Genomic DNA, 20,538 nt, shown 5'->3' with positions numbered 1-20,538 from the left:
TTTATTTATACATCTTTGTTTACAAATTGGCGTAGACCAGCTCCAAAGCATAAAAATCCTAATATAACGGATTGACACACATACCATATAATATTGATTCCCTCATTTAATTTGATAGGAAGAGTTAAATATGGATACACCCATGGTAACCAGCGTGTAAACGTAGATTGTAATAGGAATAAAGCTGTGACTGTCCCACAAATTGCAATTGCTAAAGGAATACCAGGGTTTTCAAACTTGGTACTGAGCCAAAATTGAATGTTTAGAATTGCAAAAACTCCAATTAGTGCTCCCAATAATGTTTTTATAAGAAACACTATTGGTACTTGCCCAGGAAGATTTAGAAGGCTTGCACTCACAATCATACCTAATCCTAGTAAAATGGAACTTACTACTAATAGATAAAAGATAATAGAAAGTTTAGCTAAATAAATATATCCACGTTTAACAGGTAGGCTAAGTATATACTTCCAATTGTTATCTGTATTTTCTACTCCTATTAATATGCTAGACAATACTGCAGCTAAGATAGGAAGAATCATTACTGCCCAAATAACAGCATGTTGCTCAATAAATTTAACCCAAGGTATATCACCTTTCTTGACTACACTTTGATAACGAAACATAAAGTTTGCAAATTGAATTAGTAATACAAATAGGGGCGCCATTACAATTGAAAAAAGGACCCAATTGCTTTTTAATTTCATCCGTTCCGCATTTACTATACGCCAAAACATTTAGACCGCCTCCACTTGCCCTGTTATATCTAGGAAAATGTCTTCTAAAGTTCTCATCTTAACAACTAGGTGCTCAACATCTATATTATTTGATACTAACTGTTTATTAATTTCTGACGCTTTCCCAGTAAAATTATTAATAAGTAGAGTGTCACCTTCTACTTGAGAGATAACATCAAACTTTTGAAGAATGTTTTGCGCCTTATATAAATTATTTGCTTTTATCTCCAGAACAGGTTTGTTCCCTTCTTTAATTTCGTCTAGAGTACCCTGAAATTTCAATTTTCCAGATTGAATAATCCCAACATGCGAAGCAACCATTTCAATTTCTGCTAAGTTATGGCTGGATATGATAACGGTAATTCCAAACTCTTGGGGCATACGCTTAATTAATTGACGAATCTCGTGAATACCATTTGGGTCCAATCCATTAGTTGGTTCATCTAAAATAAGTAACTCTGGTGATCCCAATAAAGCTAATGCTATTCCTAATCTCTGCTTCATCCCCAGAGAATACTGTTTTACCTTTTTGTTGGCTGCTTCTGTGAGGCGAACAATATCTAGAACCTCATGAATTCGTTGTTCTGAAACTCCTAAAATCTTACTAGATAACCTTAAATTTTCGTATCCTGTTAGATTTCTATAATAAGAAGGGGCTTCTACTAGGGCACCTATTCGTTTTAATATCTCTAATCGACTATTACTAAAAGTTTTTCCAAAAAGTTCAACCTCTCCTTCTGTAGGCTTCATTAGACCTAAAAGCATTCGTATGGTTGTCGTTTTTCCTGCTCCATTTGGGCCAAGAAATCCAAAAATTTGACCACGCTTAATTTCTAAGTCAAGATGATCTACTGATATTTGATCTTCAAACTGTTTTGTTAATCGTTTTGTTCTTACTAGAACCTCATTAGATATACTTCTCATCTATCTCGTCTCCTTTTCAAAATACAAAATGGAATATTAAGTTAAATTTTTTAACTTTTTTCTATTTAAGTATAAATTTTATATAATTTATCTTACCATCCTTTCACCTTGAATTTTACTTACATTCTTGTAAGGTTCCATAATATGTAATTTTAATCAGAGAAATTAATTCTTTTAGTGGTCTACAATGAATCCCCTTATATCTTTAATTTCCTTACAAAATTGTAAGATTTGAAAAAGACAATCTCTCTAGCCAATTGTAATGTTTTTCCTTTAAAATAAGACTATCACAGGGAATAAGAATGATGATAAGGAAGTGTATTTATGAACATATTAGAAGTGAAGAACTTAACAAAAATTTATGAGGGTAAAGTACCCTATAAAGCATTAGATAGTGTTGAATTCTCTATCCAAAAAGGAGAGTTTGTAGGAATTATGGGACCTTCAGGAAGTGGGAAAACCACTCTTTTAAATATGGTTTCTACAATCGATTCTCCCAATTCTGGCGAAGTGATAATTAATAAAAAAAAACCCCATCGATTAAGTCGAAAAGATATTTCTTTGTTTCGTCGACGTGATTTAGGATTTGTTTTTCAATATTTTAATTTACTTGATACGCTAACAGTAGAGGAAAACATCCTGTTACCTCTCACTCTCGATAAAATTAACGTGAAAGAAATGAACAAGCGTGTGGAGATAGTCACACAAAAACTCGGTATTCATACTATTTTAAAGAAAAGAACATATGAAATATCCGGTGGACAGATGCAACGAACAGCAATTGCACGTGCTATTATTCACTCTCCCCAACTTATACTAGCAGATGAGCCCACAGGAAATTTAGATTCAAAAGCCTCAAAAGATGTAATGCTATTATTACAGCAATTAAATGAACAAGAAAATGCAACGATGATGATGGTAACACATGACACTGTAGCAGCAAGCTACTGTAATCGAGTTATTTTTATTAAAGATGGGAAATTTTACAATGAGATTTACAGCGATGGAAATCAGAAAATTTTTCACCAAAAAATTATTAACTTATTATCTACATTAGAAGGAGAATCTTAAAAGGCCCCGACAAACCCAATTTAGATCCAAATAGTAAGGGAGTTTTTCTTATGACTTTTACAGGGAGTAGTTTATATTTTGAAGTATAATCAACGTAAGAAAGAGCCTATTTATGAACAGATAGCTAACTACATAAAACAGTCAATTATTGATCAACGGTATAAAGAAAATCAGCCTCTTCCTTCACTAAGATCACTTGCTGATTATTTAGGTGTTAATATTCATACCGTACAAAAAGCATACAACCAGTTAGAACATCAAGGTTATATTTATACGTTAAAAGGCCAAGGCAAGTATATTGATAAATGCGATAAGGCCAATAAAAACATAAGAGTAGAAGTTTTAAAAGAAGAAATACTAAAATTATTTACCGAAATTTTATACTTGGGTACGAAGTCGGAAGAATTGTCATCACTTGTATATTTCAGCAACAAAATATATGGAAAATATTCAAAAGACATTTAGGAATTTATTTATAAAATAATAGATTTTAAGATTAGAATTTACACATGAGGAAAAATGTTGGATTTCTAATCATCTTTTTAAATTAAATCACCTTCTTTAAAAGCAAAGCATGTGACAAAATTGTCACATGCTTTGCTTTTTTGTTCGGGAAAAAGATGGAAATAACATGAATTTTTTTTATAATAAAAATAGACTTTTCAGAAATTATTTAAATACAGAAATGGAGTATATCTATGAATATAATAGAGGCAAATAATATCCATAAAAGCTATGGAAATAAATTCAATAAGCAAGCGGTATTAAAAGGCATAGATATTAACGTTAAAGAAGGTGAAATTCTAGGAATTATGGGAGCTTCAGGTTCGGGAAAAACAACTTTACTTAACGCCCTTTCCTCTATTAAGAAAATTAGTGGAGGAATCATTAAGTTTGAGGGAATCGAAATTAGTAGTATGAAAGAAAAACATTTAGCAGGTTTTCGAAAAAAACAACTTGGATTTATTTTTCAAGATTCCAATTTATTAAGTACACTTACTGTGAAGGAAAATGTTCTTTTACCTCTATCTATAGCCAAAACTCCTTATACGGAAGCTAATCAAAAATTTGAGGTGTTAGCTAAACAGCTAGGGATTTTCGAGCTGAAAGATAAATATCCAATTGAAATCTCTAAGGAACAAATACAACTTTCTTCTTTAGCACAAGCCATTATTCATCAGCCTAAGGTTATATTTGCTGATGAACCTACTGGTAATCTGGATTCAATTGCCACAATTAATTTATTAAACAAATTAGTCAAAATAGTTAAGAAAAGAAATGTTACTCTCGTAATAGTTACACATGACCCTGAAGTAGCAAGCTATTGTAACAGAATTATCTTTATAAAAGATGGTCAGACATACACCCAATTGTACAGAGGAGAAGAAGTGCGGACAAATCTTTTCAAAGATATTTTACAAGTACAAAGATTATTAAGTGGAGTATAAGAAAATATTAACTGGCTACTTCTACACTAAAATAAATTTGAGAGAAACAAATGACTGTTTAACCTTTCAATAACTACCTTTCTTTTATTTATAATCCTTCTTATTCATAGCAATGCCATTATAGTAGGTTCTCTATGGAATAAAGATCTAAATATAGTGAACAATGTTCAATTTCCAGATATAAAAAAGAACATAAAATTATTGAACATGGTAATTATATCCTTTAGACTAAATACAAGTCACTCATTTGAGTGACTTGTATTTAAAGAGTGTGAGGGATTATATGACTAAAACACCGGCTGGATTTAAGCGTTTAAATGCTGATATTCCCGAAGAATTGTTCAAAGAATTTGCAAAGAGGTGTATTGAAGAAGGCGTGAGCAAAAAAGAATTTCTTGTTCAACTTTTGGAGAAAGAACTCTTTAAAGATTCAAAGAAGTAGATAAAAAACAAAATAAAAGGGCACTTTCCCTGCCAGGAAAGCACCCCATGTAGAACTCGTAAGGACTTCTATTATAACATGGGTTGCCCTCAAAAAACAGGAGGGCTTATCATGGATCAAAGTGAAAAACTTTTAATGGGAATTGAACATATTTTGAGTATGGCATCTGATTTAGTTGACGAAGTTGCTTGTCTAAAAATGTAGAAGAGGAATGCAAAATCCTTAAAGAAAAAGTATTTCTTAATCAATTTACGGTTGCTGAACAGCAAGTTTTTGAGCTTGCTTTAGATGGATATTCTGGACGGGAAATGCAGTTGATTCTGTCTAAAGAAGAAGCCACAATCAAATCACAAAGACAAACTATTATAAGCAAATTAGGTGTATCCTCCATGAAAGAAGCCATTAAAAAATTTCAACATTTAGAGTACGAATCACCAAGAAAAATTCTTCAATCTTGATAAACTGACGTTACCTTCAGAGGGACTTCACATCATCAGAATATACACCATAAGTTACCTGTAAAGGGGACTTTATATCCACACTATATACTCAGAAAGGAACCTTAAGGTGTGCACCTAAGCAAATTTCGTGGTATCACGGTAAAGCTAGGCTCTGCCTAGCCCCACACACCCTGTGGGGGCAAAAACCCCTTATGCTCTTCAAGATGTTTTTTACGTTTTTTATGTTGATGCAATAAAAACACAGAAAAGGAGAACAAACATGGAGATTAAAGTGAGAAATGTATGTCCGGTTGCTGTGAGTAAAGTAGATCGTTTAGCCAAAGAAAAAGGGCTTTCTAGACAAGCTTTTTTGAAAGAACAAATTGAAACATTATCCATTATGGAAGAAGTAGAAAAGCAAGAACAAGCTATTGATGATTTGTATAACCGAACGATAGATACAATGCAAAGATGCTCAGATGCGATGACAAATATGGATCGTACATTTAATAAACTCTTTGGGGAGGATGACGAATAATGACAGCGAGCAAACACAGAAGAATGATTTCTTTAAGTGAAGAGGCTGATGAATACCTTCATAAACATATGAAAGAAAGAGGCTATCGTTTCCCAGGGGATGCCATTGCAGATATCATTCGAAAATATGAACGATTAAAAAATAATGAGCCCGATGAAACATTTTTAGACGCTGCTACAATTGACGCAATAGGTCAGGCTTATCTGAAAAGAGCGAGTGGATTTTACCAGTACTTAGACAGTGAGTTAAGTGAGGTAAAAGAAACTACAAAGAATACACAAATAGACACTCGAGTATTAATGGAGCTAGTCAATAACTTATATGACCACTTAAATATTCAGAAGTTTAAGTCAACACAGTTCGATGAAACAGAAGCTACTAAGAAGGCCAAAAGAATCGTGCTACATCAGATTCAAGAGGAAAGAATGCAGTTCATGGAAAAAAGAAAACGGGAAGAAGCAGAAGAAATGGACCACTTGTTTGAAGATTAACCTTAAAGGTTATGAGAGCAGGCTCAGGCCTGCTTTTCCCTTTTCTTTATAGTGGAATAAAATAAAGAAGATTTGTACTGATAGAAGCTTTGTTAGTTGATAATTTTGAAAACGACATTTATAAGGAAAATTAGCTTTCATGCGTATGTTTTGGCAGATCCACTACGGTTGTTTCATCAGGAACCTTCTAAACTATATAATTTGATGCTAAGGCTTCTAAAAGTCGTTGTGAGCCTGTGACAATCTAAAGAGTGTTATAAACTATTCAGAAGACATTAAAGGGGCTTATACAAAGCGTAAGAATCTTTTAGAGCTGTCATAAGGAACAGGCTAAACTATACACCTCCCTCTCATAAACAATACAGTAAAGATTAAACTAGCTATATATTAGGGCATTGCTTTTTAACATTTCCAAGTCGTTTACTCCTCTATTTTTAAATCTAAACGAGCGAGTTCAACTTAGGAACAACTTATAATCTATATATATCTAATAAAGAAACATTCTGTACTATCTTTTAGGGGGAAATCAGCCCTCTGAATTCATAGCTAAAAGCTACCCATACCACATTATGAGCATATTGAATAGGGTGATTTTTTCTCACCCCTTTTACCAAAAAAGGACTACAAAAAATCACCCTACCCAGGATAGATATTTACCATTATCATTAAAGGTGAACGAATTACCAAACCATTAACATTATCAAAAATGTAGCATTATAACATACTTTTAAGTACTTAGGGAGGGGTAAAAAAATACCCCTCCCCAGATTCCACAAATTCAGCTATGATGAAGTCGATCCCCAAAGAAATAACAAACGGATCGTAGCTAAAAATACTTGTTTTGATATATTTTGCTAATTTTTATTGAATTATGAGACTAGTTAACGCTATAATAAAACTAACAAAAACGTGCGGATAGAAAAAAGACTTCAACTGTTTAAGTAGTGTATCAGCACTCTTAAACCGTTCCCCCTAGTTACGGTAGGGAAAACACTTGTCGAAGTCTCTTGTTAATAGAGTAGTTTTGTATAAAATAAAACTTATGGCTTTATTTTATACGAAATTGACATCTATTTCAAGGGCTTAGTTCATCAAAATCACGGCATTGTTTTCCTTTCTTCAGGGAAACAGTGTCTTTTTTGTGTTCCTTAAAGGAGAAGATGAACAAATGACAAAGCTTTTTACCTGCTATTTACAAGATGTAAATACCTTCAACGGACGATTCACTTGGTTATGGAAAGAAAAACCGACCCTTCGTAAAAAGAAAGAAGCGTTTTTAGAAACCCTTCGTACTTACTTTAAACAACAACAAGTAGCCCTACATAAAGTATTCCCTAAAAAACGGATGGAAATGTTAGATTACGTGATTTATAACCTTGTTGCTACAGGCATTCAAGCGATTCACTCAAAAACACTCATGAAAAAATTTGATGTATCTCAAAGTACCGTTTCTCGCTTTGTAAAATCATTAAAGGAAACACCGTTTATGATTGTGGCACGTTATATCAAAGAAGATACAACAGGTGCTCATCCTGATAGCTATGTATTTATCCTTAAAAGCCATACGAATTTTGATCAAATTTGTGAGGAAATCTTTTTTGACCATGACACAACAGGTGTCCAAACGCTTCAACAAGAAGAAATGACAACTCCTGTGACAACTCCTGTGACAAGTCCAGAAAGTGATGAAAACGTTGATACACCAATCTTTGAGGACGAAAAAGCATCGTCCCCCTTTATTAACCTTGATTTACCTAAAAATCATTTAACTAATCATTTAATATCTGCTTCACAGGCATTTGCTTATATCAAAGGTGTTCCTAAAAAAGTAAATAATGTGTATGCAAGTAAATATGGTCATCAACTAAAAGACTTTTATGCTCGTATTCAAAATGCAGCTAAAGCCGTAAAACGAGATACAGAGATTGAGATTGTGAAAGAACAAGTTCATGAAGTCGCTTATACAGCCATTGTAGGCTTAGATAAATATGTCCATGAGGCGAATCATAAGGGTACTACCCTATCACTGGATGAAATGTGCCGTTTAGTTTATCAAATTGCTTATAATCAATTTACTAATCTACTTAAAGGGAATACAGAAGAACAATCATCTGAGTCCGACATACATACTGAGGCTGAAACAGCAGCCCTATTTACGCCTAAACATATCATCCGTAAGGAAATCGTTCCTGCTTGGTTAAAAGCTGAACAGGAGCAAAAAGAGCGTACACAAGATACAGCTCTTTCTCTAGATGAGCAGCTTGAAATGATCCAATTAAAGCAAGATTTAGGGCAAGAACTAACGCCAGAAGAAGAAAATTTGCTGCAGGAACACAGTACTACGTACAGTTCGTTCGAAATGGCGCAGCTGAAACAAGATCTAGGACAAGCCTTAACACCAGAGGAACAAGCTTTTTTACACGAACATGCTAATTTAAAGGAACCAGCTTCTTAATTTTTAAAAGTAGTCAGAAGATAATAAGGACTTGGCAGGATTTGAACCTGCAAGAAACCAAGTTGTATAGTGTAATACGACTGGCTGCTCTGCAATTGAGCTACAAGTCCATACTAAAAGTATGTGCATAATTTCTGTTTATATGCACGACAGGAGGACATGTAAAAAGTGAAGAAATCCCTTGGAAGCTGATGTTTATTAAGAGTATTATTATTTAGAACATACTTCTAAATAATCAATATATAAATCTATGTAGGAGGAGATCACTATGCCACATAAAATGACCCTAACAGGTTCTGCGACAGGACCCTTACGAGAATATGACCGTTACGTTGCCTTTGATATGCGAGAAAAAGGTTCACCTTCTGCGCCTAAAGGGTTAAAGAAGAGTACGTTTATTTCGTATACCGTGTTTGTTGCAAAGAAAGCATTTAATAAAACCGGACTAACAAAAAAGAGTATTATGCATGAGAAAATCTTAATTCAAGGGGAACCAACGCTAGATATTCCAATTGATGAATGCCCTGGCGAAATAGGTGTTATCTGTTTCCAGATTACCGTTCTCCCGAATAAAAACGATAAAGAAGCCAATGACTCAAACGATAAAAGAGAAGCGAAACAAGAAGTCTCTAAGGCACAGCAAGAGGTTGCAGCTACCAAGCAGGCAGAAAAACAAGAGTCTGTAGCAAAAGAAGCGAAAACGGTACAGCCAAAAGTGAACGAAACACCTGTTCAGGAGAAAAAGGCTGCGCCTCAAATGAAGCAACAACCTATTCAGCCAAAAGGGACAAAGGATGTCGTGGGTTTTGATGACATTATCGTTCCTGAAGCCTTCTTAAAGACACGTCCAAACCCTGTGAAAACAGAAGAAGTCATTGAATTTGTGAAGCGTACAGGACACCTTGACAAGCCGTTAACGATTGAGAAAGAAACGAAGGTTTTAAAGGATGGATATCGTCGTTATATTGTGGCCAAAACCATGAAAATGGACAACGTTCCGGTTGTCTATGACTTTCAAAAATAACGTACCATCTAAGGAGGGAGCTATGAATACTAAATATATGTCAGACTATGGGCTGCAAACATGGGCTTATCATCTAAGCATGAGTTACCCTTTTGATCTAGATTATTTATCGCCAGATGATCGAAGGTATAATATTTACGTGGCTACACTCATACCAAAATTAAGTATAGATGAAGATTCTATCCAGTTCTTTGAAGATTATATACGTTTTGACGTAATCGTTGGGACAGGAGAACATACTTCCAGAGAGACGCTGGACATTTCTATTATTTCAGATGATATGCCAGAATTTGATCACAGAAAGTTTGAATTTGCCTATGAGAAGCCACGTAAAGCGATGGTATTCACAGGTTGGGAGAAAGGGCCTATTGAGTTAAATCTGCTTCATGTCTATCTTGAGGAGTCAAAGTATTACTTAGATACAGAGATTGTTTATATTGGGCAAGCATTTAGAGAAAATGGAGAACGTCTTCCTGCTGAAGAGTTAATGTCTGATCCTACGTTACAGAAGGTAGAAGCAGATATTTTACGTGACTATCCAGAAAAAGATCTAGCCCTTCTACTATTGGAGTTCAAATCACAGTTATTAGAGGAAATAGACAGTGAGGACGAAGATCTAGTTCAACTACAAGAGCTAACAAAGAATCCCCCTCTGGAATTAAATAATCAGATCTTAGATGCAACTGAGGCAGCTCTAATCAATTATTTTAAACCTGAGTATAATAGGAAGCTCAATGATAAATTTCCTAATGTAGAAGATCACGGGTTGCGTTATCGTTCTGCCACTGTACAGATTCATCCCGATATTATGGGATTAAAGCTATTCTCAAAGGAAAAGACATACCTATCAAATGAACGTATTGTCTCTCCCCTTTTACAATCAAACAGTTAAAGGGAAATTAGTTTAATACTTCAATTAAAGAGAATCCCATTTCAAATTTATAATAATCTTAAAATGCCTCTGTGTGTTATTCTATACAGAGGTATTTTTTGAACAAATTAATCAGTAATCTTTTAAACAAACACAAGTTCAACATAAGTTAAACTTGAAGAAGGCGATTTTTAAGGTGTTTGTAATTTTATAAACTCTAGTTTCACTTAAGTTCAACTAAAAAGATATTGTAACGTAAAATTACTATAATATGAACGTTAAAAGAACAGGATAATATCGTTAAAAGAACGAATGAGTAACAAAGAAAGGAAGTGGATACTGTTGAGCGAACAATTAGGTTATTTTGCTAAACAGGTGTGTGAAAAATTAAATCTTAATCCCAACACTTTGCGTAAGTGGGCAATTGAATTAGAAGAAAACGGTTATAAATTTGAACGAAATAATAAGGGGACGAACGGTCAACGAATCTACTACGAACGCGATATTAACATTATAGCAGAATTCAAAGTTTTAGTAGAACGTACACACAGTGTGGAGAACACTGCAAAGCTAGTAATGAAAAGGGTTGAAGAGGGTTCGAACACAGAAATAACACATAGTGTTCGTGAAGAAAAAGAGCGTTCAAATCCTGTTACAGTAACATTCACTAGAGAGGAATTGGAACAATATACTCGTGGGATTATTGAAGAAACCTCAGCGAAAGTTGCAGCTGAAGTTTCAGCACAAACTGCAGAAGCTGTGTATAAAAAAATGGAAAATCTTATAGAACAACGAGACCATAAATTAATAAATCAAATGAATGCAAGTATGGAACAACGTCGATTAGAAGTTGCTGCGGCGCAAGAAGAACCTCCCTCTAGCTTTTGGGGCCGTCTCTTTAATCGTAAGTAAGAATTTTATATGCATCTAAAATATCGATTTCCCATTACTTTTAACGCAGTATCGAGAACGCTATAAATCTAGTAGTGACAAGGGGTCAAGAGTTTCCGAACACAAAAATAACACATAGTGTTCGTGGGCAAAAAGAGCGTTCAAATCCTGTTACAGTGATGTTCATAGAACGAAAATTAAAAAGAAGATACTATATACAAGATTTCAAGCTATAAAGCGAAAAAAGCCCTTGCTTCTATTTGAATACGAATATCTATAACAAAGACCGCCCATTACTTATAGTGTATAAGGCGGTCTTAACTGTATTCATGCTATATGATTATGAGGAAAATATCGACATTATTCATGCGTTGACATCTAACTGATGTATGAAATGATTAGAACCCCTAAAAAGCATAATAAATAAATATTTCCACTCCAATCACGCTTCATTTTATCATCAATAGAATAGCTGTTGTAAGATCCAGGAATAGCAGTCACCTTAAAATTGCGCTGCAACTCTATTTCTTCATCATCGCAAATCGAGTTTGATTCCTCCATTTGATGATCGTATGGAAGAAACTTGCCTTGATGATCCCGTAATCGATTGCTGACGTCTATATTGCTGGTCCGTTTCTTTTTTAATTGATAGTGATTCACTATTTCTTGGTGATCCAAAGTATTTAGCATTGATTGGAGAAGAATCTTTTCTTTGACTGACATCATCTTGTAATCTCTCCCTTTCTTTTATGATTGGATCTTGCTCTAACCATAAATAATGGTCTGAAAAGTGCCATAAATCGAAAGAGGGGGGAGCGATGTCATCTTGATGTCTATATTGAAATTGCTGCATTAAATCCAAAAATTGAGGGTTAGAAGGTGCTGTAAAAAGAGCACATCTAATAATTTGTGTGCGATCTAGGGAAGTAGATTGAAATAATTTATCTAGATATGTACGATAAATATCGCTGCATCGTAAAGTTGTGCGGTAAACCATAGAAAATAACCTCCTTATAAAGTTTTGACCGTTCAGATTCCTTTGTTTTTAACGTTTTCTTTTAAAATGATATCTAATAAGCGTTTACCTTCTTGTGTAAGGAAGACGCCTTTCAGGTCTTTTAAGACGATTGCCATTTCTTTTGTCATGTTAAACACTCCATTCGTGATGTCTTTAGGCACCTTACTGATACCTTGATAAAGTATATTGGGTAAGGCTTGTCCATTATGTCTAAAAGTATATAAAAGCATCTAAATTCGTATAAAAGCATTTAAAAAAGGAAAGGATGGTAACAAAAAGGAGTGGTTTCATGTCTTGGTGGAAAAACCCTAAACGTAGTAAATTTGGCAGGTGGCTTGATAAAAAGGGGATCACACAAGCTGAATTTTCTGAGTCAAGTAAAGTTTCAAGAGCAACAGTTTCAACCATGTGTAATGAAAAAAATTATTCTCCTTCTCCAAAAGTACTGAAAAAGGTAATGGATCAGGTTAAAAAAATTGATCGTAGTAAAGGGCCAGATGATTTTTTTTCAATGTAAAAAGCCTCGTTATATGTAATAACAAGGCTTTCTTATTGTCCAATTTTATATACTCTTCTTCATCCCGCACTCTCTACATTCACGTAAGAAAACGCCACCTTTTACGGAACTTTTGAAGTAAGCTGAGTTGCAGTTATCGCATCGGCCACTAACCTTATCCGGAAATTCAGCATAGTCATACACTTTATCAAGATCGATTTCTTCCTGCTGTTTCTCTTCCATGTTTTTCACTCACTTCTTATGTTATTATCTGAACTTGTCAAATTATATCTTTAAAGTAATACAAAGTACGATATATACGTTATAACGACCGACAAAGGGTTAATATTTCGCATAACACAAGTACTGACCCTTTAACAAAACGAATATTTACAACGTTAAAATTATTCCGATGTTAAAATGTATCCTTAATTAAATAAGAAACTTATTTTATAAGAATTGAGACTGCACTATACATTAATAATAAAGCCATTATTACATTAAACTGTCTTCTATACTTTGAGAGGAATTTTTGAAAAACTGAACCAAATAAGCTCCAACAGAAAGTACTTACAAACCCCACAAAAGCTAGAAATAACGAATACATTATTAAGCTAAAATTTGAATCGTGATATGGAAGAATGAAGGTCGCTATAGCCGTTATGCCATATAAAATACCTTTTGGATTTATAAATTGTAAAAGCATTCCCATGAAAAAACTGCTATTCTTGTCTTCATCGTTATTTTTATCATTATTTTTACTACTAATAATTTTTATAGCTAGATACATCATATAGATCGCACCTAAGATCCTCATATAAAATTCAATTTTTGGAATAAAATTTTTGAGTAAAAGATTAAAATAACTACATAACAACATTACTATAAGAAAGCCTGCACCTACTCCTAAACAAAATTTTGTAGTCTTTCTCAAACCGTATTTGTTAGCAAATAACATGGCCATAATATTGTTAGGACCAGGGGTAAAACTGGTCACAAAAATATATAGCAAAAATGATAATAATGGCATATTTGTACCTCCTCTAATATGTATATTATAATGTTCAAAAAGGACGATATAACGTCGTGCTTTTTATTTTACATTATGGTCGTTATATTGTACATAGTGATAGGAGTGTATTTATGGAGGAAATAAATCTTATTATCGCCAAAAACCTAAAAAATTTTAGAGAAAGTAAGAAATTAAGTCTCGAAAAAGTTGCAGAATTAACTGGGGTAAGCAAGACAATGATAGGGCAAATCGAAAGAGGAGAATCAAGTCCTACAATTACAACTATTTGGAAAATAGCTAATGGATTAAAAATTTCTTTTACTTCATTAATAAATAATCCTCAGCCAGACACCAAAGTCATTTCAAAAACCGACATTCAAATATTATCTGAAGACAACGGAAAATATCAAGTCTACCCTTATTTTCCCTTCGAGGATGATAGGCGCTTTGAAGTTTATTCTGTAGAAATAGAAGAAGGTGGATCTCTAGACGCTGATTCGCATAGGGAAGGGACTGAAGAGTTCATAACTGTCTTTGAAGGCGAACTCACTATAAGTGTAAATAGCAATGAATATACGATAAAGAGTGGGAATGCTATTAGGTTCAAAGCTGATAGAGCTCATTCTTATTATAATCGCGGAAAAACATTAGCTAAATTAAGTATGATTATATATTATCCAGTTTAAATCTCGTTCTTCAAGAACGAGATTTTATTTCTGTGGCCTTACTGGAAACGAACATCAATTAGTTCACTTAACTTCATTTTGTTTTTTAATTCAAATACTTCATCGATAAAAATAAACAAATTCCCCAGGGAATCAACAGATTGGATGAATCCCTTTTCTTTAATACATTGTCCCTTTTTGTAGTATGTAAGGCTTCAATTAAGGTGAAATTGATTTGTTCCACTTGCTCTTCTGTTAAAACAGGTTGAGATACTTCTAGTTGCTTGTTTATGACTTCCTTTATTTAAACGTAGTGTTCTCTCATTCGGTTTATATCTACTCTAGGTGAAAAGCCAAACATACGTGAATATTCTCGACTGAATTGCGATTGACTTTCGTATCCGACCCTGAATGCGACATCAGCTACATCTGTCGACTCAGCTAATAGCAAGCGCCTCGCTTCCTGTAATCTCAGTTGTTTTTGAAACTGAATGGGACTCATTGCCGTTACTTCTTTAAAATGTCGATGTAGCGATGAAACACTCATATTTGCTATTTCAGCAAGCTCTTCAATACGAAAAGACTCTTCATAATTATTGATGATATGATCTATAACCTCTCTTATTCTAGAAGCATTGCTACCTTCTAATGCCATTTGTTCAAGCGCTTCACCATGTGGACCTTGTAAAATCCAATAGAGAATTTCTTTTTTAAATAATGGAGCAAGAACTGGGATATGTTGTGGCGTTTCTAGCAAAGATGCTAACCTTAATACCGCGTCCAACAAAGATGGCTCTACCTTGCTAACATACATAGCTCGCTTTGCGTTCTTTCCCTGCCCAGTTTTAATATCTGTGCCATTTAAAACCTCTAAAACCTGGCTAGAGGTAAATTCAAGTTTGAAGGCTAAATATGGGGACTCGGTTGAGGCTTTGATGACTTGACCTGTAACTGGCAAGTCAACTGATGCCACAATATAATGACCAGGACCATATAAAAAGCGTTCCTCTCCCAATAAAATCTCCTTCTCTCCTTGGAGGATAATGCAAAAAGATGGCTCATTAACCCGAGAAATGGGTTCAGTAGTATTGGATTCACGGATGAGAAATAAAGATGGAATAGTGGTAGGGTGAACATCGTCCTGCTTTAAAAGGCGTTCAATGAGTTTAACAAGTTCATGTTGCTGTTTATAGGGGTTGTTAAACATAACTTATTCTCCTTTTCCTTATTTTCGGTTCATTATACCTAATAGTTATAGATTTAGTAAGGGGTTTTGAGAGGATTAGGCAAAAACTTGATAATAATAGGTTAAGGATTTTTTGATATTTATGACATAATTAAAAACGTTAAGAAAAAAAACAATTTAAAAGAAGTTCACAATCAATCAATTGTAATAAAAGTACCTAATATAAATGTGGACTTATCCAAATTTTTCTGTCAGGAGGCTTGTTTATGAATCGTATCGAAAAGAGCAAAAAAAATCCAAACAGCTATTTGGTGAAGGAGTACCTAGTACCCATGCCACTGATCCTGATTTTCAGGACATTCTGAGCCATTTTATTTTTGGGGAAGTTTTTTATCAAGGTAATCTGGATGACAAACAGCGTGAGTTAATCACCCTGGTGGTTCTTGCTACTAACCAGACATTACCTCAATTAAGAGCACATGTTAGTGCAGCATTGAATGTTGGGCTAACACCTGTAGAAATCAAAGAGGCGGTTTACCAATGTGCTCCGTATATTGGATTCCCGAAAACGTTAAATACTATCAATGAAGTTAATGAGGTATTCAAAGCAAAGAATATCGCTTTACCGATTGAAAGCCAAAAGACGGTAGATGAAGATAATCGCTTTCAAAAGGGTCTTGCAACTCAAGTAGAGAGTTTTAGAGATGTCATAAAAAAAATGCAGGAGAGTGCTCCATCGAATCAAAAGCATATGCAGGAATATCTTTCTGTTTTTTGCTTCGGAGATTTCTATACTCGTGACGGACTCGATTTGAAAACACGAGAGCTATTAACGCTCTGTATTATAAGTGCGTTAGGCGGTGCTGAAGGTCAAGTGAAAGCACATGTGCAGGGTAACATAAATGTGGGCAATAATAAGGAAACATTAATCACTGCTATCACTCATTGCTTACCCTACATGGGCTTTCCGAGAACACTTAACACATTAGCATGTGTCAATGAAATTATTCCTGAAAATTAAGAGATCTTGCTGAAAAGAAAGTTGTACCATTGAGGTCTTTTTTTTAAAAAAGTGCATGACTCATTAGGAAAGTAGGAGGCAATTAAATGGAGTATGTAAAACTTGGTAATACAGGCTTAGATGTATCTCGACTTTGTCTTGGATGTATGGGTTTTGGGGACGCCAACAAATGGCTTCACCAATGGGTGATTAATGAAGAGGACTCTCGCCTTATTATAAAAAAAGCCCTCGACTTAGGGATTAACTTTTTTGATACAGCAAATGTATACTCACTGGGTACAAGCGAGGAATACCTTGGACGAGCTCTTAAAGATTATGCTAGTCGTGATGAAGTTGTGATAGCAACTAAAGTACACGGACAAATGCATAAAGGCCCAAATGGTTCTGGCCTTTCCCGAAAAGCTATTATGAGTGAAATCGATAAGAGTCTTAAAAGGTTGGAAACTGATTATGTAGATCTTTATATCATCCATCGTTGGGATTACAATACTCCTATTGAAGAAACGATGGAGGCATTACATGACGTGGTGAAGGCTGGCAAAGTAAGGTACATTGGTGCATCTGCCATGTACGCTTGGCAATTCCAAAAAGCGTTACATATAGCAGAAAAGAATGGTTGGACTAAGTTTGTGTCTATGCAGAACCATTTAAACCTGATATATCGTGAAGAGGAACGAGAAGTGTTACCTCTTTGTAAAGAAGAGAAAATTGCTGTCACTCCATATAGCCCTCTTGCATCAGGGAGGTTAACGCGTGATTGGTCAGTAACAACCCATCGTTCTGAGACAGATCAAATTCAAAAATCTAAATACGATGCGACTGCAGATGCCGATCGGTTGGTTGTAGAGCGAGTGGCATCCATCGCAGAAAAACATGGTATTCCCCGTACACACATTGCACTTGCCTGGTTATTACAGAAAGAAACAGTAGCAGCTCCTATAATTGGTGCTACGAAAATAGCGCATCTTGAGGATGCCGTAGGCGCTTTATCAGTTAAGCTAACACCTGAGGAAATCAAGTTTCTTGAAGAGCCATATGTACCACATTCAATAGTTGGCCATAATTAATAGTAGGAAAGCTTTTATAGAAAAAGTGCCCTCATCTCCTTATGCAGGAACTGAGGGCGTGATTTATAAGGTTTTAATTACTGTCTGATAAAGTTTGCTCTTTTGCTTTAATGCTTGCTTGTCATTTCTCAACATTTCTTTTAGTATTTTAAAAATATAGTTTAGGGTGGCAGTTAGGATATAAAGGGACATTAATCTGGTTCTTCAGCGAGTATCCAAGGAACTGCTATCATTAATTAGGGTATGGTTTGCCAAATGTATTCGATTTTGGGTATCTTTAATCCAACTTAAATAGCAATTCGTAATTATATTTTATTTTGGCTTTAATTTTCATGAAGAAATACGAGTGAAAATATACTCACTCGTATTTCTTTAAAACAATAGCTGCATTATGGCCTCCAAACCCAAATGAATTAGATAAACCAGTATTTATTTTCACTTGGCGAGCAATAGCTGGTACATAATCCAAATCGCATAATGGATCGGCATTTTCTAAGTTAATTGTTGGAGGAACGATGCCTTCTTTAAGGCTCATTGCTAAAGCAATTGCTTCAACTCCACCAGCTGCTCCTAACATGTGACCAACCATAGATTTATTAGCCGTTATTGGAATCTGATACGCTTGTTGTCCAAACAGTTCCTTAATAGCCTTGGTTTCAGAGATGTCACCCACCTTTGTACTTGTGGCATGAGCACTAATAACATCAATCTCTTCAAGGGATATGTTTGCATTTTTTAAAGCTGCTCTCATCGCAAGATAAGCACCCTTACCCTCTGGATGTGTAGCAACCATATGGTGTGCGTCTGAGCTTGCACCATATCCAATGACTTCTGCATGAATGTTTGCTCCTCTACGCAAAGCGTGAGATAAAGATTCTAAGATTAGAATTCCTGCTCCTTCTGACATGACAAATCCGTCACGGTCTTCATCAAATGGACGACTAGCTTGAGTAGGATTGTCATTTCTTGTTGATAATGCGGTGGCATTTCCAAAACTGGCTACTGATAAGTCTGTTATAGCAGCCTCTGTTCCACCCGCAAACACAGCATCCACTTCTCCAGAACGAATGAGTCTAAAGGCTTCCCCAATAGCTGTATTTCCGATGGCACAAGCAGAAACAGGCGACATAGAAGGACCCATTGCATTCCACTTGATGCTAATTTGTGCTGCAGCAGCATTAGAAATCATACCTGGCACGAGAGTTGGGCTGACTCTCCTTGGCCCTTTCTGTCTAAGTGCATCAATATTTTCAATTAAGGTTTCAATGCCGCCTATACCTGAACCTACGTATACGCCTAACCTTTCTGGATCTATATGATTGAGATCTAACTTAGAATCTGCCCAGGCTTGTTCAGCTGCAGCTATAGCAAATTGGGAAAAGCGATCTAAACGCCTTGCTTCTTTCTTTCCTAAAATTTCATCTGCATCAAAATCCCGAACAATTCCTGCAATTTTTGCCTTATGGTCAGTAATATCAAATGTATCTATAGAGGAGATGCCGGACTCTCCTTTAATTAGGTTGTTCCAAAATGTTCTGATGTTATTTCCTATAGGAGAGACTACTCCCATACCTGTAATCACAACTCTTTCCACTTTTCATCACTCCAAATCAATAATATACTTGTATTTTACAGTCCTTTTATCCTATTACAAGGGATTGTTTATCCTGGTATAACTACTACTAGGGTAAATTGTATGATGAGGAGTTTTAAAAATGAACGATAAAACTAGGCTTGAGGCCCTGTCTACATTCCTAAAAGCTAAACGTGCTCAAATTAAGCCAGAGTCTATTGGGTTACCAGCTGGAACCCGAAGAAGGACACCCGGATTACGACGAGAAGAAGTTGCACAATTAGCAGGGGTAAGTACCACTTGGTACACATGGTTAGAGCAAGGAAGAGATATAAAAGTTTCTTCTATTGTGCTTGATTGTATTTCTACAGCTCTACAACTAAATAGCGATGAAAGAGACTATTTATATGATCTAGCATTAGAAACAAAGTTAGAAATTGTTCATCCAAAAAAAGATCAATTAGAGCTTAGCCCTTCTCTAAAGCGAATACTAGCTGAATTAACCTATTGTCCGACTATCGTGACAGATCGCCATTGCCATATTGTAGGATGGAACCCCGCAGCAGCTCATGTTTTTCTAGATTTCGAACAAATTCCAAATGATCAAAGAAATCTAATTCAATTAGTGTTCGCCCGAAAAGAATTGAAAGCATTAGCTGTCAATTGGGAGCATTTCGCGAAAGGTTTTCTTGCTATTTTCCGTACCTATTATGGACACTATTTAGGTGATGAATGGTACAACCAGTTTATTAGTCAGATGAGTCATTTACATCCAGAATTCCAGGCCTTATGGAATGAAAGCCAAGTGAGTAAAGCTCCTGAAATGGTTATTGAATTTAGACATGCCAAAGCAGGAAAAATGTTATTTAATTTAACTTCTCTCCAAGTTCAAGGGGATATGGATTTGCGGTGTAGTATCTACACGCCAGTAGAGAAAACGGATACGGAAAATAAGTTAAAACGGCTAATGAAAAGAGTTTCTGTAGAGCCATTTTAAAGAAATTTTATTATATTAAGCAGATTAAGATGACAGTCTCTTACTTCGAGACTGCTTTTTCACTCAAAATAAAAGGATAAAATTAAACGTTTAAAGCAACCTAAGGGCTAGGAATCCCAATTCCTACTATTCTTAACGTAGGATGTTCTAAAGAAAAAGCTACTTCCATGG

At 35.0% G+C, this 20,538-nt stretch carries 24 protein-coding genes and 1 pseudogene; 16 read left to right on the top strand and 9 right to left on the bottom strand.

Annotation, left to right across the window (positions count from 1 at the left end):
• Positions 1 to 5: 5 nt before the first annotated feature.
• Positions 6 to 737 carry an ABC transporter permease gene (locus AC1DEF_RS26595; protein ID WP_097825292.1) on the bottom strand — a complete coding sequence of 244 codons (732 nt, stop codon included), beginning with the start codon at positions 735 to 737 and terminating at the stop codon, positions 6 to 8.
• Positions 738 to 1,661 (bottom strand): ABC transporter ATP-binding protein, encoded by a 924-nt coding sequence (locus tag AC1DEF_RS26590; RefSeq protein WP_097825293.1) that lies wholly within the window; start codon positions 1,659 to 1,661, stop codon positions 738 to 740.
• 324 nt (positions 1,662 to 1,985) lie between these two features.
• Here AC1DEF_RS26590 and AC1DEF_RS26585 point away from each other — a divergent pair, with 324 nt between their 5' ends.
• The 8 genes from AC1DEF_RS26585 (at position 1,986) to AC1DEF_RS26550 (ending at position 8,546) form a co-directional block, all read left to right on the top strand.
• Positions 1,986 to 2,732: an ABC transporter ATP-binding protein gene (locus AC1DEF_RS26585; RefSeq protein WP_097825294.1), complete on the top strand. Its 747-nt coding sequence runs from the start codon at positions 1,986 to 1,988 to the stop codon at positions 2,730 to 2,732.
• A 78-nt stretch (positions 2,733 to 2,810) separates the two neighbouring features.
• On the top strand, positions 2,811 to 3,197 hold the full coding sequence (locus AC1DEF_RS26580; protein ID WP_176521354.1) for a GntR family transcriptional regulator: 387 nt from the start codon (positions 2,811 to 2,813) through the stop codon (positions 3,195 to 3,197).
• Between the two features lie 233 nt (positions 3,198 to 3,430).
• Entirely contained in the window at positions 3,431 to 4,180 is a 750-nt protein-coding gene (locus AC1DEF_RS26575) for an ABC transporter ATP-binding protein (protein ID WP_097825296.1), read from the top strand.
• Between the two features lie 283 nt (positions 4,181 to 4,463).
• A complete protein-coding gene (locus AC1DEF_RS26570) occupies positions 4,464 to 4,622 on the top strand; it encodes a hypothetical protein (protein ID WP_176521355.1) in 159 nt (52 codons plus the stop codon).
• A 188-nt stretch (positions 4,623 to 4,810) separates the two neighbouring features.
• On the top strand, positions 4,811 to 5,080 hold the full coding sequence (locus tag AC1DEF_RS26565) for a helix-turn-helix transcriptional regulator (protein WP_255255820.1): 270 nt from the start codon (positions 4,811 to 4,813) through the stop codon (positions 5,078 to 5,080).
• A gap of 262 nt (positions 5,081 to 5,342) precedes the next feature.
• Positions 5,343 to 5,600 (top strand): hypothetical protein, encoded by a 258-nt coding sequence (locus AC1DEF_RS26560; protein ID WP_097825297.1) that lies wholly within the window; start codon positions 5,343 to 5,345, stop codon positions 5,598 to 5,600.
• On the top strand, positions 5,600 to 6,091 hold the full coding sequence (locus AC1DEF_RS26555; protein WP_097825298.1) for a hypothetical protein: 492 nt from the start codon (positions 5,600 to 5,602) through the stop codon (positions 6,089 to 6,091). Before AC1DEF_RS26560 ends, AC1DEF_RS26555 begins: the two co-directional genes overlap by 1 nt.
• A 1,168-nt stretch (positions 6,092 to 7,259) precedes the next feature.
• A complete protein-coding gene (locus AC1DEF_RS26550; protein WP_097825299.1) occupies positions 7,260 to 8,546 on the top strand; it encodes a replication protein in 1,287 nt (428 codons plus the stop codon).
• A 26-nt stretch (positions 8,547 to 8,572) separates the two neighbouring features.
• On the opposite strand, the pseudogene AC1DEF_RS26545 reads toward AC1DEF_RS26550, so the two are convergent.
• A pseudogene (locus AC1DEF_RS26545) lies at positions 8,573 to 8,656 on the bottom strand.
• 158 nt (positions 8,657 to 8,814) lie between these two features.
• Between AC1DEF_RS26545 and AC1DEF_RS26540 the strand changes: the two are divergent.
• The 3 genes from AC1DEF_RS26540 (at position 8,815) to AC1DEF_RS26530 (ending at position 11,353) form a co-directional block, all read left to right on the top strand.
• Positions 8,815 to 9,570 (top strand): ParB N-terminal domain-containing protein, encoded by a 756-nt coding sequence (locus AC1DEF_RS26540; RefSeq protein ID WP_097825300.1) that lies wholly within the window; start codon positions 8,815 to 8,817, stop codon positions 9,568 to 9,570.
• Positions 9,571 to 9,592: 22 nt separating this feature from the next.
• Positions 9,593 to 10,462, top strand: a complete 870-nt coding sequence (locus AC1DEF_RS26535; RefSeq protein ID WP_097825301.1) for a hypothetical protein — start codon at positions 9,593 to 9,595, stop codon at positions 10,460 to 10,462.
• 321 nt (positions 10,463 to 10,783) lie between these two features.
• Entirely contained in the window at positions 10,784 to 11,353 is a 570-nt protein-coding gene (locus AC1DEF_RS26530; RefSeq protein WP_097825302.1) for a MerR family transcriptional regulator, read from the top strand.
• A gap of 357 nt (positions 11,354 to 11,710) precedes the next feature.
• Here the strand turns inward: AC1DEF_RS26530 and AC1DEF_RS26525 are convergent, their stop codons facing one another.
• The gene (locus AC1DEF_RS26525; protein ID WP_141425894.1) at positions 11,711 to 11,893 is read right to left on the bottom strand and encodes a hypothetical protein; all 183 of its coding nucleotides are present in this window, start codon (positions 11,891 to 11,893) and stop codon (positions 11,711 to 11,713) included.
• Complete coding sequence (locus AC1DEF_RS26520; RefSeq protein ID WP_097825303.1) at positions 11,865 to 12,329, bottom strand: hypothetical protein; 465 nt, start codon at positions 12,327 to 12,329, stop codon at positions 11,865 to 11,867. The genes AC1DEF_RS26525 and AC1DEF_RS26520 overlap by 29 nt, the downstream gene beginning before the upstream one ends.
• A 310-nt stretch (positions 12,330 to 12,639) precedes the next feature.
• On the opposite strand from AC1DEF_RS26520, the gene AC1DEF_RS26515 reads away from it, so the two are divergent.
• The gene (locus tag AC1DEF_RS26515; protein ID WP_097825304.1) at positions 12,640 to 12,867 is read left to right on the top strand and encodes a helix-turn-helix domain-containing protein; all 228 of its coding nucleotides are present in this window, start codon (positions 12,640 to 12,642) and stop codon (positions 12,865 to 12,867) included.
• Between the two features lie 45 nt (positions 12,868 to 12,912).
• On the opposite strand, the gene AC1DEF_RS26510 is transcribed toward AC1DEF_RS26515, so the two are convergent.
• Both AC1DEF_RS26510 and AC1DEF_RS26505 read right to left on the bottom strand, forming a co-directional pair.
• Positions 12,913 to 13,089 carry a DUF8096 family protein gene (locus AC1DEF_RS26510; protein ID WP_097825305.1) on the bottom strand — a complete coding sequence of 59 codons (177 nt, stop codon included), beginning with the start codon at positions 13,087 to 13,089 and terminating at the stop codon, positions 12,913 to 12,915.
• Between the two features lie 202 nt (positions 13,090 to 13,291).
• On the bottom strand, positions 13,292 to 13,876 hold the full coding sequence (locus AC1DEF_RS26505) for a LysE family transporter (protein WP_097825306.1): 585 nt from the start codon (positions 13,874 to 13,876) through the stop codon (positions 13,292 to 13,294).
• Positions 13,877 to 13,989: 113 nt separating this feature from the next.
• On the opposite strand from AC1DEF_RS26505, the gene AC1DEF_RS26500 reads away from it, so the two are divergent.
• Positions 13,990 to 14,544 (top strand): helix-turn-helix domain-containing protein, encoded by a 555-nt coding sequence (locus AC1DEF_RS26500; protein WP_028409913.1) that lies wholly within the window; start codon positions 13,990 to 13,992, stop codon positions 14,542 to 14,544.
• A gap of 283 nt (positions 14,545 to 14,827) precedes the next feature.
• Here AC1DEF_RS26500 and AC1DEF_RS26495 read toward each other — a convergent pair whose 3' ends face one another.
• The gene (locus AC1DEF_RS26495) at positions 14,828 to 15,730 is read right to left on the bottom strand and encodes an AraC family transcriptional regulator (protein WP_097825307.1); all 903 of its coding nucleotides are present in this window, start codon (positions 15,728 to 15,730) and stop codon (positions 14,828 to 14,830) included.
• Between the two features lie 205 nt (positions 15,731 to 15,935).
• Between AC1DEF_RS26495 and AC1DEF_RS26490 the strand changes: the two genes are divergently transcribed.
• Entirely contained in the window at positions 15,936 to 16,730 is a 795-nt protein-coding gene (locus AC1DEF_RS26490; protein ID WP_141425895.1) for a carboxymuconolactone decarboxylase family protein, read from the top strand.
• Positions 16,731 to 16,816: 86 nt separating this feature from the next.
• Positions 16,817 to 17,797 (top strand): aldo/keto reductase, encoded by a 981-nt coding sequence (locus AC1DEF_RS26485; RefSeq protein WP_097825308.1) that lies wholly within the window; start codon positions 16,817 to 16,819, stop codon positions 17,795 to 17,797.
• A gap of 358 nt (positions 17,798 to 18,155) precedes the next feature.
• On the opposite strand, the gene fabF is transcribed toward AC1DEF_RS26485, so the two are convergent.
• A complete protein-coding gene (gene fabF / locus AC1DEF_RS26480; protein WP_097825309.1) occupies positions 18,156 to 19,391 on the bottom strand; it encodes a beta-ketoacyl-ACP synthase II in 1,236 nt (411 codons plus the stop codon).
• Between the two features lie 121 nt (positions 19,392 to 19,512).
• Between fabF and AC1DEF_RS26475 the strand changes: the two genes are divergently transcribed.
• A complete protein-coding gene (locus AC1DEF_RS26475; RefSeq protein WP_097825310.1) occupies positions 19,513 to 20,367 on the top strand; it encodes a helix-turn-helix transcriptional regulator in 855 nt (284 codons plus the stop codon).
• Positions 20,368 to 20,538 lie beyond the last annotated feature (171 nt).

The sequence above is a fragment of the Priestia sp. 10L35 genome, from assembly GCF_056395685.1.
This window is presented reverse-complemented; position numbering and strand designations above follow the sequence as displayed.

Excerpts from the sequence above, each read along its gene's own strand:
- AC1DEF_RS26570 (WP_176521355.1), top strand. The coding sequence starts at position 4,464 with ATGACTAAAACACCGGCTGGATTTAAGCGTTTAAATGCTGATATTCCC.
- AC1DEF_RS26525 (WP_141425894.1), bottom strand. The coding sequence starts at position 11,893 with ATGGAGGAATCAAACTCGATTTGCGATGATGAAGAAATAGAGTTGCAG.
- AC1DEF_RS26515 (WP_097825304.1), top strand. The coding sequence starts at position 12,640 with ATGTCTTGGTGGAAAAACCCTAAACGTAGTAAATTTGGCAGGTGGCTT.
- AC1DEF_RS26500 (WP_028409913.1), top strand. The coding sequence starts at position 13,990 with ATGGAGGAAATAAATCTTATTATCGCCAAAAACCTAAAAAATTTTAGA.
- AC1DEF_RS26575 (WP_097825296.1), top strand. The coding sequence starts at position 3,431 with ATGAATATAATAGAGGCAAATAATATCCATAAAAGCTATGGAAATAAA.
- AC1DEF_RS26590 (WP_097825293.1), bottom strand. The coding sequence starts at position 1,661 with ATGAGAAGTATATCTAATGAGGTTCTAGTAAGAACAAAACGATTAACA.
- AC1DEF_RS26490 (WP_141425895.1), top strand. The coding sequence starts at position 15,936 with ATGTGGACTTATCCAAATTTTTCTGTCAGGAGGCTTGTTTATGAATCG.
- AC1DEF_RS26585 (WP_097825294.1), top strand. The coding sequence starts at position 1,986 with ATGAACATATTAGAAGTGAAGAACTTAACAAAAATTTATGAGGGTAAA.
- AC1DEF_RS26555 (WP_097825298.1), top strand. The coding sequence starts at position 5,600 with ATGACAGCGAGCAAACACAGAAGAATGATTTCTTTAAGTGAAGAGGCT.
- AC1DEF_RS26485 (WP_097825308.1), top strand. The coding sequence starts at position 16,817 with ATGGAGTATGTAAAACTTGGTAATACAGGCTTAGATGTATCTCGACTT.
- AC1DEF_RS26505 (WP_097825306.1), bottom strand. The coding sequence starts at position 13,876 with ATGCCATTATTATCATTTTTGCTATATATTTTTGTGACCAGTTTTACC.
- AC1DEF_RS26520 (WP_097825303.1), bottom strand. The coding sequence starts at position 12,329 with ATGGTTTACCGCACAACTTTACGATGCAGCGATATTTATCGTACATAT.
- AC1DEF_RS26560 (WP_097825297.1), top strand. The coding sequence starts at position 5,343 with ATGGAGATTAAAGTGAGAAATGTATGTCCGGTTGCTGTGAGTAAAGTA.
- AC1DEF_RS26550 (WP_097825299.1), top strand. The coding sequence starts at position 7,260 with ATGACAAAGCTTTTTACCTGCTATTTACAAGATGTAAATACCTTCAAC.
- AC1DEF_RS26495 (WP_097825307.1), bottom strand. The coding sequence starts at position 15,730 with ATGTTTAACAACCCCTATAAACAGCAACATGAACTTGTTAAACTCATT.
- AC1DEF_RS26595 (WP_097825292.1), bottom strand. The coding sequence starts at position 737 with ATGTTTTGGCGTATAGTAAATGCGGAACGGATGAAATTAAAAAGCAAT.
- AC1DEF_RS26535 (WP_097825301.1), top strand. The coding sequence starts at position 9,593 with ATGAATACTAAATATATGTCAGACTATGGGCTGCAAACATGGGCTTAT.
- AC1DEF_RS26540 (WP_097825300.1), top strand. The coding sequence starts at position 8,815 with ATGCCACATAAAATGACCCTAACAGGTTCTGCGACAGGACCCTTACGA.
- AC1DEF_RS26510 (WP_097825305.1), bottom strand. The coding sequence starts at position 13,089 with ATGGAAGAGAAACAGCAGGAAGAAATCGATCTTGATAAAGTGTATGAC.
- AC1DEF_RS26475 (WP_097825310.1), top strand. The coding sequence starts at position 19,513 with ATGAACGATAAAACTAGGCTTGAGGCCCTGTCTACATTCCTAAAAGCT.